Source organism: Streptomyces sp. NPDC054783, from assembly GCF_053611725.1.
The window spans coordinates 61,555-73,284 of sequence record NZ_JBSHAY010000012.1 but is presented as its reverse complement, the minus strand read 5'-3'; the positions used below and the strand labels follow the sequence as shown (position 1 = coordinate 73,284).

The window sequence follows — 11,730 nt, the reverse complement described above, 5'->3', positions numbered from 1 at the left end:
CGCCGCTCGGGGGGACGAGGGCCACGCGGTCGCGCTGACCACGGGAGGCGGGGCGGGCCTCGGCCTGCTGTGGTACCGCCGGCTGCGGGGTGCCCGCCGTACGCCGGGCGAGCCGCCGCGGCGACCGGCTGACCCTGCCGGTGCCGCTGCCCGCGCTCGTCCGGCCCGCCGGCCTGACCGCGACCGCCTCCTCGGTGACCAACCCGTACGGCTACCGGCTCGGCGTTGGCGTCCGGTTCCGCAGCGTGTTCACGCTCGACCCGGACGTCCCCGCGATGGCGCACGGGCTGCTCGTCCAGACGTCGTCCACCGCTCCCGGGGGCGGAGCCGGTGCCCGCGCCGCGGTTATGGACCGGTGACACGGGACGGCTTTGGCCCTGGCAAGCGGACCATGACAGCGGCAGAGTGGTGCTCCCGAACCCGAGGAGGTCCCTGACCATGCGATTCCGGCACGCGGACACCATCTGGGCCACGTTCCCCGAACTGGCCTCCGGCGCGCTGTACGCCACCGGTGTCGGCCCCGGCGTGGACACCGGGCCGCGCGCCGCCGAGTACACCGCCCGTGCCCGCTCCCGGCTGGCCGGCACCACCGAGGGCGAGTTCCCCGAAGTACTGGCCTGGCGGCGGGCGTTCAGCCGGCTGGGGGTGAAGCCGACGCAGTACCGGTGTGCCTCGGAGTCGCTGCTGCGCCGACTGCGGAAGCAGGGGGCTCTGCCGCGCATCCATCCGCTGGTCGACCTGTGCAACGCGCTGTCGGTGGCGTACGCGATCCCGGTGGCGGTCCTGGACGTGGACCGGATCGCCGGTCCGCTGCTGGAGGTGCGGCCGGCCGGGGGCGACGAGACGTACACGGCGTTCGGCGGGGGCGTCGAGCGTCCCGCGCCCGGCGAGGTGACCTTCGTCGACTCCGCTGGGCGGGCGCACGCCCGGCGCTGGACCCACCGGCAGAGCGGCCACTCGTCGGTCGGCGAGCAGACCCGCCGGGTGCTGGTGGTGGCGGAGGCCATGCACCACGGCGGCGCGGAGATCGTGCCCGAGCTGCTGAAGACGGTCGAGGAGGAGGTGGCGGCGCACTGGGGAGCCGTCGGAGCCGTCACGGAGTCGGCCGTGCTCACCCGGCCGGCGCCCTACTTCACGTTCGGCGGCTGAGCGCGGGTGCATGACGGCATCGGCAGGGTGGACGAGGAGCGAGGGACGGGTGCCGTGGCGGGCGAACTCCCGGGCCGGGGCTCGGACTTCCTGCAGCTGGCGGCCGGGGAGCTGCCCGTCGGCGGGAAGGCGGAGTGGCTGGCCGGCCGGCTGCGGGAGGCGATAGCGGACGGTCGCCTGGCCGTCGGCAGCAGGCTCCCGCCCACCCGGGTGCTGGCCGCCGAACTGCGCGTCTCGCGCGGGGTGATCACGGAGGCGTACCGCCGGCTCGCCGAGGACGGCCACGTGGAGGGCCGCAGACGCGGGGGCACGGTGGTGGTCGCGGCACCGTTCCGTCCGTCGGGCGCCGGGTCCGGACACCGGAGCCGGGAGCGGAGTGAGGCGCCCGGCGGACCGGCGCGGGCCCCACTCCGCAGGCCGCTCCCCGGTACCTCTGCGGCGCCCGGCACGCCCCCGCCGGGGACCTGGTCGCCGGACATGCCGGGCACACGGTCCCGGCGCATCCCCGGCACGCCGCCCTCCGGTGGGCCGCCCGCAACTCCCTTCTGCCACGCCCCCGGTGCCGACGTCTTCGACGCGCTGCGCAACGCCCCGGCCGCCGTCGACTTCACTCCCGGAAAGCCGGACCTCGCCACCTTCCCGCGTACCGCCTGGCTGCGCGCCGAGCGCGCCGTACTGGCGGAGCTGTCCGCCGAGCACCTCGGCTACGGCGACCCCCGCGGTGCCCCGGCGCTGCGGCGGGCCGTCGCCGGGTGGCTGGCGCGGATGCGGGGCGTGCGGGCGGATCCGGACGAGGTGCTGATCGTCGCGGGCACCGCCCAGGCACTCACGCTGCTGCACCCGGTGCTGCGGGCGGACGGCATCGACGCCGTCGCGGTGGAGGACCCGGGCTCGCTCGGCGCCCGTCAGCACCTGCACAACGGGGGCCTGACGACCCCGCCGGTGCCGGTCGACGCCGACGGCGTGCGGGTGGACGCGCTGCGCGCGACCGGCGCCCGTGCCGTGCTGCTCACGCCCGCCCACCAGTTCCCGACCGGCGTGGTGACCAGCGGCGAGCGCCGGCGTGAGCTGCTGGCCTGGGCCCGCGACGGCGGGCTGATCCTGGAGGACGACTACGACGCCGAGCACCGCTACGACCGCCCGCCGGTCCCCGCACTGCGGGCGCTGCTGGCCGACCGGGTGTGCTACATGGGCAGCGTGTCGAAGCTGCTCGCGCCGGCACTGCGCATCGGCTGGCTGCTGGCCCCGCCCCGCCATCGCGCCGCTCTCATCGACGCCAAGCGCTTCAACGACCTGGGCAACGCGGTGCTGCCGCAGCTGGTTCTTGCCCGGCTGATGGACTCGGGCGGACTGGAACGCCACCTGCGGCTGTTGCGGCGCCGGCACCGCACCCGCCGGGACGCGATGATCGCCGCCCTCGCCGAGCATCTGCCCGGCGGGAGGGTGCACGGCGCCGCGGCGGGCCTGCATCTGACGGTCACCTGTGCCGCGGACGTACCCGACACCGAGGTGGCCGCCGCCGCGCTGGAGCGCGGCGTGAAGTGCCAACCCCTGTCCTGGCACCGCCAGTTGCCCGGCCCGCCGGGCCTTGTCCTCGGCTACGCGGCGACCGCACCGGGCGCCATCGCGGAGGGCGTGGCGGTGCTCGGCCGGACACTGCGCGAACTGTCCTGACGGCGGCTCCTCGCGGCGCGTCTCCGCCGGGACGGAGGCCCCGCAGTGGGGCCCGAGCCGGACCAACCGCAGGTGCGGCTCAGCCGACTTGGCGAGCGAAAGCGTCGTACGCCCGCTCGTCGAAGAGGACGAAGCACACTTCCTCGACAGCCGTCGGTGTGTTCCTGACCGTCTCCACCGCGATCCGGGCCGCGTCCTCCATCGGCCACCGGTACACGCCCGTGGAGACGGCCGGGAACGCGACCGTGCGGGCGCCGAGTTCGTCGGCGGCCTTCAGGGACTCGCGGTAGCAGGAGGCGAGCAGGTCGGAGCGGTCCTCGCTCTGGCTGTACACCGGGCCCACCGTGTGGATGACCCAGCGGGCGTCGAGTTCACCGGCCGTCGTGGCGACCGCCTGGCCGGTGGGCAGGCCCTTGCCGTACAGGGAGGCACGCAGGGCGCGGCACTCCTGAAGGATGGCGGGGCCGCCGCGCCGGTGGATCGCGCCGTCGACTCCGCCGCCGCCGAGGAGGGAGGAGTTGGCCGCGTTGACGATCGCGTCGGCGCTCTGCCGGGTGATGTCGCCCTGGACGAGGGTGATGGTGGTCATGTCTGCTGCCTCAGTCTTCGCCATACGGCCTTGGCCGCGTTGTGCCCCGACATACCGTGCACGCCGGGTCCCGGCGGCGTGGCCGAGGAGCAGATGAACACGGCCGGATGGGGGGTGTGGTACGGGAACAGGGACAGTCTGGGGCGCAGCAGCAGCTGGAGTCCGGATGCCGCGCCGCAGGCGATGTCGCCGCCGACGTAGTTGGCGTTGTGGGCGGCCAGCTCGGCGGGGCCGGCGACGGCGCGGGCGAGGACGCGGTCGCGGAAACCGGGGGCGAAGCGCTCCAGTTGGCGTTCCATGGCGTCGGTGAGATCGCCGGACCAGCCGCTCGGGACATGGCCGTACGCCCAGAAGACCTGCTTGCCCTCGGGGGCGCGGGTCGGGTCGACGATGCTGGGCTGCACGGTGATCAGGAACGGTCGGGCGGGGGCACGCCCCTCGCGGGAGGCGGCGCGCAGGGCGGTGGAGATCTCGTCCTTGCTCGCGCCGATCTGCACGGTCGTGGCGGTGCGGGCCTCGGGCGCGGTCCAGGGCACGGGGCCGTCCAGCGCGTAGTCGATCTTGAAGACGCTCGGGCCGTAGCGGTAGTGCGCGTAGTGGTCGCCGAAGCCGGCGATGCGGGCCAGCGCGGTGGGCGAGGTGTCGAAGACGTACGCCCGCGCGGGGGGCAGGTCGTCCAGACGCTTGACCTCGTAGTCGGTGTGCACGGCGCCGCCCAGGTCCTTCAGGTAGGCGGCGAGCGCATCGGAGATGGCCTGGGAGCCGCCACGGGGCACCGGCCAGCCGCGGGCGTGCGCGGACAGGGCGAAGACCAGGCCGACGGCGCCGGTGGCCAGGCCGTTCAGCGGTGCGATCACATGGGCGACCAGTCCGGCGAACAGGGCCTTGGCCCGCTCGTCCTTGAAGCGGCGCAGCAGCCAGGTGGACGGCGGCAGCCCGGCCAGGCCGAACCGGGCCAGGGTGACGGGGTCGCGCGGCAGGGCGGTCAGTGGCAGGGACATGAAGTCCCCTACAAGGGTGTCCCAGTGGGCGAGGAACGGCTCGATCAGTCTGCGGTACGCGCCCGCGTCCCGTGGTCCGAAGGAGGCGGCCGTCTCGGCCACCGAACGGGACAGCACGGCCGCGGTGCCGTCGGGGAAGGGATGTGCCATCGGCAGCTCGGAGTGCAGCCACTGGAGGCCGTAGCGGTCGAGGGGCAGGGCGCGGAACGCCGGCGAGTTGACGCCCAGGGGGTGGGCGGCCGAGCACGGGTCGTGCCGGAAGCCGGGCAGGGTCAGTTCCTCGGTGCGGGCGCCGCCGCCCACGGTGGACTTCGCCTCGAACAGCGCGACGGAGAAGCCACGGCGGGCCAGCTCCACGGCAGCGGTCAGTCCGTTCGGTCCCGCACCCACCACGACCGCATCGAGCATCGACGGCACCTTAGGACCCCTTCGTCAGCCGATTGGCCACTCAGGATCAGGATATGCCGGAGGACTGACAGTCCCTCGGGCCGGGTGGCCGGGGGCCGGATGACCGGAGGGTCAGCGCTGGGTGGCGCTGTGGGCACGCTGGGTGGCCGGGCGCCCGGTGACCCCGTGGCCAGGGGCCGGGTGACCGGACACCTTCGCGGGCGGAAGCGGCACATCGACACAGCCCCGCGACCCTTGGAAGTCGCCGTCGCCGCGCCCACAGAGCCACCGTGGCCTGCAGGCCGTCCGCCACTGCGGACGTGCCCACCAGCTGCTGCCGATGAGCGCCGGCCGGGCGGGGCGCCTCGCCGTTTCAGGCCGACGTGCGCAGCAGGTCCACCACCCGGCGGGCCGTCGCCGTGTCGCGGGCCGCGGTGAACGGCAGGGCGTTGCCGCCGGTCACGCGGAACGGCTCGCCGGCGCGGGTGAGGTGCGTGCCGCCCGCCTCCTCGACCAGGAGCAGGCCGGCCGCGTGGTCCCAGGCCGCCTCCCAGGAGAAGGCGACGGCGTCCAACTCACCCCGGGCGATGGCGAGATACTCAAGGCCCGCCGAACCGCAGGGGCGAGGGGTGAGGCCGTCGGTCCACAGGGCGCGCAGCGCGCGCTTCTGCTCGTCGGTGGTGTAGTCCGGGTGGGACGTGGCGACGGCGAGGTCCCGGCCGGGCACGGGCGGGCCCGCGAACAGCCGCTCGCCGTCGAGGAAGGCGCCCTGGCCGCGGACCGCGGTGGCGAGCTGGTCGCGCGCCGCGGCGTAGGTCCAGGACGCGAGGACGACGCCGCGGTGGGCGAGGGCGACCAGGGTGCAGAACCCGTCGTCGCCGTGCACGAACTGGCGGGTGCCGTCGACCGGGTCGACGATCCAGACCGGTGCCTCGCCCTGGAGCGCGGCGTAGGTCGCCGGGTCGGCGTGCACCGCCTCCTCGCCGACGACGACCGAGCCGGGCAGCAGGGCGCCGAGGTCCGCGGTGAGCCGCAGCTCGGCGAGCCGGTCGGCGTCCGTGACCAGGTCGTGGGGGCCGCTCTTCTGGTCCACCTCGTGCTCGGCCAGGCGGCGGAAGCGGGGCAGGATCTCGGCCGCGGCCGCCTTGCGGACCGCCTCCTCCACGTCGGCCGAGCAGCGGGCGAGAAACTCTTCGATGGTTTCCGTCATTGCTTCGATCATGCCTCCATGAGAGCACGTCCCACTGACAATCCCCGCCCGCCCGGTACACGGCGGGTGGAATCCGGATGAAGAACAGGTGCCGCATGATCAGTCAGCGGCCGACGGCGTACCCCTGCAGCCCGCGCGGGTTCGCCGCCGCCGAGAGCACGCCGGTCTCCGGGTCGCGGGCCACCGCGCACAGGCGTCCCTCGGACCAGGCGGGGCCGACGGTGACGTCGTGGCCGCGCCGCTGCAGTTCCTCGACCACCTCGGCGTCCATGCGGGACTCCACGGTGACGCTGCCGGGGCGGCGGCCGCGCGGGTAGAAGGAACTGGGGAAACTGTCGTTGTGCCAGTTCGGGGCGTCGATCGCGCCCTGGAGGTCGAGGCCGCCGCGGACCGGGGCACGCAGGGCGACGGCGAGGAAGAAGTGCAGCTGCCACTGGTCCTGCTGGTCGCCGCCCGGCGTACCGAACGCCAGGACAGGCACCCCGTCGCGCAACGCGACGGACGGGGTGAGGGTGGTGCGCGGGCGGCGGCCGGGGGTGAGGGAGTTCGGCAGGCCCTCCTCCAGCCAGGTCATCTGCAGGCGGGTGCCGAGCGGGAAGCCCAGCTCGGGCACGACCGGGTTGGACTGCAGCCAGCCGCCGCTGGGCGTTGCCGCGATCATGTTGCCCCAGCGGTCGACGACGTCCAGGTGGCAGGTGTCGCCGCGGGTCGTGCCGTCGGCGGCCACCTGCGGCTCGCCGGGGAGCTCCGCGACCGTCGGTTCACCGGCGCCCATCGGGTCGAAGCCGCGGTCGCCGGTCTCCACGCGCGCGCACGCCTGCGCCGGCAGCCGCGCGGTGCGTCCGCCGGGGCTGCCGGGCCGCAGCTCGAAGGAGGCCTTGGCGCCGACCAGGGCCCGCCGTCCGGCGTTGTAGTCGTCCGACAGCAGCTCGGCGACCGGCACCTCGGCCGCGTCCCCGTACCAGGCCTCGCGGTCGGCCATGGCGAGCTTGCAGCCCTCGATCAGCAGGTGGACGTACTCGGCGGAACCGTAGGCGGGGAGCTCGGGCGGGAGCAGGGCGAGCTGCTGGAGGAGGGCGGGGCCCTGGCTCCAGGGGCCCGCCTTGCACACGGTCCAGCCGTTCCAGTCGTAGGTCACCGGGGTCTCGTAGGTGGCCGACCAGCCGGCGAGGTCGGCCTCGGTGAGCGTGCCGGTGTGCCGTGCGCCGCTGGTGTCCGTCGTGGGCCGCCGGGCCTGCCGCACGAGCGCCTCGGCGATGAAGCCGGCACGCCACACCTGGCGCGCGGCGTCGATCCGCGCCTCCCGGTCCCCGCTGCCCGCGGTCTCGGCCAGCAGCCGCTTCCAGGTGGCGGCGAGCGCGGGGTTGCGGAAGCGTTCACCGGGCCGGGGCGCCCGGCCGCCGGGCAGGTACACCTCGGCCGACGAGGTCCACTCGGTCTCGAACAGCTCCCGTACGGTCTCCACGGTCGCGCCGAGCTTCTCCACGGGCGGGTGCCCGTCCTCGGCGTATCCGACGGCGTACTTCAGCACGTCCTCCAGGGACTTCGTGCCGTGGTCGCGCAGGAGCAGCAGCCAGGCGTCGAAGGCGCCGGGCACGGCGGCCGCGAGCGGTCCGGTGCCGGGTACGAGGTCCAGTCCGAGGCCCCGGTAGTGGGCGACGGTGGCGCCGGCCGGGGCCACGCCCTGACCACACAGCACGCGCACCTCGCCGCCGGCCGGCGCGAGCAGGATCGGCACCTCGCCGGCCGGCCCGTTGAGGTGTGGCTCCACCACGTGCAGCACGAACGCGCCGGCAACGGCGGCGTCGAAGGCGTTGCCGCCGTCCTCCAGGACCGCCATCGCCGACTGGGAGGCCAGCCAGTGGGTGGAGGACACCATGCCGAAGGATCCTTGAAGCGTGGGTCGGGTGGTGAATTGCATCCCTCACCTCCGGGGAGTTCGAGCTCGGCTCCGGTCGGCTCGATCAGCCGGCAGAGTACCGAGGCGCCGCCCGGCGGCACTATCACCGGGCGCGGCCGGCGCACCGCGGCGGCGCGCGGGTGCCGTCGGGTGTCCGACGCAGCCTCCCGGGGCGGGTCGCCCGTTCCGGACGCGTTCTCGGGTCACGGCCTGCGCGGCCGACGTACCGGACCGCCCCTCAGCGACAGCGTGCCCGGCCCACCGCCGCGGCCGTCGTCAGGGGCACGGTCAGGAGCGCCGCCAGCCAGAACAGGGGCCGGTAGTCGTGCGCCTGAGCGGTGGAGGCCGCCAGCCCGCTGGCCACGGCGCTGCCCACGTACAGGGCAACACCGAACATGGCCACGCCGGTCGCACGGGCCGTCGGGGACAGCGCCGTGGCCCACGATTGGATCGTGGAGTGCATGAAGGACCAGCCACCCCCGAGGAGCAGGGCGACCGCGACGAGCGTCCCGGTGGACTGGCTGTACCCGGCGAGCAGGTATGCCACAGCCATCTGCACCCCACCGGCCACGATCAGGCCCGCCGGAGACCACTGCCCGACGAGCCGCTTGACGACCTGTGCCGCCGCCGTGGAACCGACCCCGTACAGGGCCGCGACCGCGCCGGCCAGGGTGGTGGGAACTCCGCGCGCCTCCAGGGCCGGGGCCAGGTAGGTCAGGAAGCCGAGGAGCACCGCCCCCTCCAGCATCGCCACCGCCATCACGTACCACTGCCACGGCGAGGACAGGACCACGCGGAAGGGCGCCAGCAGTGATCCGGAGGGGGCCCGCTCGGGCTCGGGCAGGCGGCGCAGGGCCACCGCCAGGTAGGCGGCGAGGATGCCGGGCAGCGCGAACACCAAACGCCACGCGAGGTAGTGCGCCAGCGCCCCGGCGACGACCGTCGCCACGGCGGTGCCCAGCGCGAACGCGGTCATCAGCTCGCTCAGGGGGCGCTGCCGTATCGCGGCGGGCACCGTGTCGCCCACGTACGTCAAGGAGGCGGCGATGGAAGCGGCGAAGAACGCGCCGGCCAGGGCGCGGGCCCCGATCAGCACGGGAGCGTCGGGAGCGAGAGCCGAGGCCAGCGCGGCCAGAGCCGCGCCGGTGAGCGACACCCGCATCACCCAGACGCGCCCCCACCGGTCGCTGGCCACTCCCCACACCGGCTGCATCAGCCCGTAGGTGAGGTAGTAGCCGCTCGCGGCCAGCACCACGGTGGGGAGCGGGGCCCCGAGCCGGGGGCCGATCAGAACCAGCATGGGCGCGATACAGAAGCGGTCGAAGTTGCTGGCGAATCCAGCGGTGCGCAACAGCCGCAAGGAGGACGTGGGCAAGGCCGTCACCGGTGTCGACGCGGTGGTGGTCACGGGGTGGACGCTCCCTTCCGAGCGGGTTCGACGAGAACAGGTGACAGAGACGGACCGATCCTGGGCGGATGCGGTCCGCCACCAGTTCAGCACCGGGCCCCTCGGGGCGGAGACCGCTGGCTATTACCATCACTCACAGCCTGCCGGTTCGGCATCGCGCCTGGTGACGGCAGCATCGCAAGAGGGCGCCCGCGACCGGGGGGACGCCCGCCGTCCGGAGAAGAGGCACCATGACGCGCGGCAGGCTGTCACCCCTGGACACCTGCGCACCGCCCACTGCGGACCACGGTTCCTCGCCGGCACCGCCGGGCGAGTCCCCCCGCCGTGAGCTGGGGGCCTTCCTGCGGTCCCGCCGTGAACGGCTGACGCCGAAGGACGTGGGCCTGTCGGACGCCCCGGGCCGCCGGACACCGGGGCTGCGGCGCGCCGAGGTCGCGCAGCTCGCCGGCCTCAGCGTCTCCTGGTACACGTGGCTGGAGCAGGGTCGGGTGCGCACCTCGGAGCAGGTACTGCGCGCGGTGTCGCGGGTGTTGCGGCTGGACGCCGCGGAAACCGCGCACGTCCTGTCGTTCATGGAGGAGAGCGGGCCGCCCACCGACGCCCCCACCTGGGTGTCGCGCAACCTGCTCACCCTGGTGCAGTCCATGACACCAAACCCCGCCGTGGTGCTCGACCCGTGCTGGGACCTGCTGGCATGGAACGCCGGGTACGCCGCGCTGCTGACCGACCCGGCACGGCTGCACCCCAAGCAGCGCAACCTCCTCTGGCTGGTGTTCCGCTGGCCACCGGCCCGCGCCCTGCTCGCCGACTGGGAACACGAGGCCCGCGCCCTGCTCGGCCAGTTCCGGTCCCGGGCGGCTCGCCGATCCAACGATCCGCGGTTCGCCGAACTCATCGGCGAGCTGCTGTCAGACGGCGACGCGGCCCGCTGGTACGAGCGCCGGGAGACAGCCGGATTCCAGCCCTCGGTCCGCCGTTTCCGGCACCCGGCCGTGGGCGAACTGCGCCTTCGGTACGTGAAGCTGGCCGCCGTGGACGAGCCCGGTCACCACTTCCTGGCCTACCTGCCCGACGACCGCGACTCCGAGGAAGCCCTGCGCCGCCTGCAGACAGGCGGATGAGCCCCGGGTGCCCGGGCGTTCCGGGGACATCGGCCCCCGCGGGGCTCACCTCGCCCGGGGAACACGGCGGCCTCCTCCACCGTTGATCCCGTGCGGGAGGCGGCGGGGACGGAGGTCCAGGCAGTGCACGGTGAGTACAAGGTGCCCGGCGGCAAGCTCGTCGTCGTGGACACGGACGTCGTGGAGGGCGTGCTGCGGCACGTGCGCGTGGCGGGCGACTTCTTCCTGGAGCCGGACGAGGCACTGGACGCGGTGAACCGTGCGCTGGAGGGCGCCCCGGCGGACACCGACGCCACGGACCTGGCCGCACGGATCGAGGCGGCGCTGCCCGCGGGGACCGTGATGTACGGGCTGACCTCGGAGGCCGTGGGGATCGCAGTGCGCCGGGCCCTCGCGCACGCCACGGACTGGACGGACTACGACTGGCAGCTGATCCACGAGGGCGCGCAGCCGCCGGCGCTGCACATGGCGCTGGACGAGGTGCTGACCGCCGAGGTCGCCGCGGGCCGGAGACCGCCGACCCTCAGGGTGTGGGAGTGGGGCGCCCCGGCGGTGATCATCGGCAGCTTCCAGTCGCTGCGCAACGAGGTGGACCCGGAGGGCGCCGCGCGGCACGGCATCGAGGTGGTGCGGCGGATCTCCGGCGGTGGCGCGATGTTCGTGGAGCCCGGCAACACCATCACCTACTCCCTGTCGGTGCCCGAGTCCCTCGTCCAGGGCCTGTCCTTCCAGGACAGCTATGCGTACCTGGACGACTGGGTGCTGGGCGCGCTCGGTGACATGGGCATCCGGGCGTGGTATCAGCCGCTGAACGACATCGCGACCGAGCAGGGCAAGGTCGCGGGCGCGGCGCAGAAGCGGATCGTCGGTCCCGGCGGGGGCCCTGGCGCCGTACTGCACCACGTGACCATGTCGTACGACATCGACGCCGACAAGATGGTCCAGGTGCTGCGCATCGGGCGGGAGAAGCTGTCCGACAAGGGGACGAGGTCCGCGAAGAAGCGGGTCGATCCGCTGCGGCGGCAGACCGGTCTGCCGCGTGCGGCGGTCATCGACCGGATGATCGAGTCGTTCCGCGCGCGGTACGGCCTGACGCCGGGCAAGATCACGGACGAGGAGCTGGCGCGCGCTGAGGAGCTGGCGCGGACGAAGTTCACGTCCGCGGAGTGGACGGCACGGGTGCCGTAGCGGCCGGACCGGCCGGAAGCCCTGGTTCAGCAATGGGTCAAGGGCTGTTCTGGCCTCGGCCAAGCGGGCGTATGGGTTCTGTGTACGCCCGCATTCTCGCCCC

10 protein-coding genes are annotated in these 11,730 nt (G+C 74.3%); 5 read left to right on the top strand and 5 right to left on the bottom strand.

Going from position 1 to position 11,730, the window contains the following annotated elements:
- Positions 1 to 89: 89 nt before the first annotated feature.
- The 3 genes from ACWGJ5_RS21945 (at position 90) to ACWGJ5_RS21935 (ending at position 2,823) form a co-directional block, all read left to right on the top strand.
- A complete protein-coding gene (locus ACWGJ5_RS21945) occupies positions 90 to 359 on the top strand; it encodes a hypothetical protein (protein WP_453311360.1) in 270 nt (89 codons plus the stop codon).
- Between the two features lie 79 nt (positions 360 to 438).
- Positions 439 to 1,149, top strand: a complete 711-nt coding sequence (locus ACWGJ5_RS21940) for a B3/B4 domain-containing protein (protein ID WP_453311359.1) — start codon at positions 439 to 441, stop codon at positions 1,147 to 1,149.
- A gap of 27 nt (positions 1,150 to 1,176) precedes the next feature.
- Complete coding sequence (locus ACWGJ5_RS21935) at positions 1,177 to 2,823, top strand: aminotransferase-like domain-containing protein (RefSeq protein WP_453311503.1); 1,647 nt, start codon at positions 1,177 to 1,179, stop codon at positions 2,821 to 2,823.
- 79 nt (positions 2,824 to 2,902) lie between these two features.
- On the opposite strand, the gene ACWGJ5_RS21930 is transcribed toward ACWGJ5_RS21935, so the two are convergent.
- The 5 genes from ACWGJ5_RS21930 to ACWGJ5_RS21910 all read right to left on the bottom strand — a co-directional run bounded on the left by ACWGJ5_RS21930 (position 2,903) and on the right by ACWGJ5_RS21910 (position 9,318).
- Positions 2,903 to 3,412 carry an O-acetyl-ADP-ribose deacetylase gene (locus ACWGJ5_RS21930; RefSeq protein ID WP_453311358.1) on the bottom strand — a complete coding sequence of 170 codons (510 nt, stop codon included), beginning with the start codon at positions 3,410 to 3,412 and terminating at the stop codon, positions 2,903 to 2,905.
- Positions 3,409 to 4,830 (bottom strand): phytoene desaturase family protein, encoded by a 1,422-nt coding sequence (locus tag ACWGJ5_RS21925; protein WP_453311357.1) that lies wholly within the window; start codon positions 4,828 to 4,830, stop codon positions 3,409 to 3,411. Before ACWGJ5_RS21925 ends, ACWGJ5_RS21930 begins: the two co-directional genes overlap by 4 nt.
- A 343-nt stretch (positions 4,831 to 5,173) precedes the next feature.
- Complete coding sequence (locus ACWGJ5_RS21920; RefSeq protein ID WP_453311356.1) at positions 5,174 to 6,022, bottom strand: inositol monophosphatase family protein; 849 nt, start codon at positions 6,020 to 6,022, stop codon at positions 5,174 to 5,176.
- Positions 6,023 to 6,113: 91 nt separating this feature from the next.
- Positions 6,114 to 7,931, bottom strand: a complete 1,818-nt coding sequence (locus ACWGJ5_RS21915; RefSeq protein WP_453311355.1) for a gamma-glutamyltransferase family protein — start codon at positions 7,929 to 7,931, stop codon at positions 6,114 to 6,116.
- A gap of 217 nt (positions 7,932 to 8,148) precedes the next feature.
- Positions 8,149 to 9,318 (bottom strand): MFS transporter, encoded by a 1,170-nt coding sequence (locus tag ACWGJ5_RS21910; protein WP_453311354.1) that lies wholly within the window; start codon positions 9,316 to 9,318, stop codon positions 8,149 to 8,151.
- A 230-nt stretch (positions 9,319 to 9,548) separates the two neighbouring features.
- Here ACWGJ5_RS21910 and ACWGJ5_RS21905 point away from each other — a divergent pair, with 230 nt between their 5' ends.
- Together ACWGJ5_RS21905 and ACWGJ5_RS21900 are read left to right on the top strand one after the other, a co-directional pair.
- Positions 9,549 to 10,439 carry a helix-turn-helix transcriptional regulator gene (locus ACWGJ5_RS21905; protein WP_453311353.1) on the top strand — a complete coding sequence of 297 codons (891 nt, stop codon included), beginning with the start codon at positions 9,549 to 9,551 and terminating at the stop codon, positions 10,437 to 10,439.
- Positions 10,440 to 10,562: 123 nt separating this feature from the next.
- A complete protein-coding gene (locus tag ACWGJ5_RS21900) occupies positions 10,563 to 11,627 on the top strand; it encodes a lipoate--protein ligase family protein (RefSeq protein WP_453311502.1) in 1,065 nt (354 codons plus the stop codon).
- Positions 11,628 to 11,730: the final 103 nt, after the last annotated feature.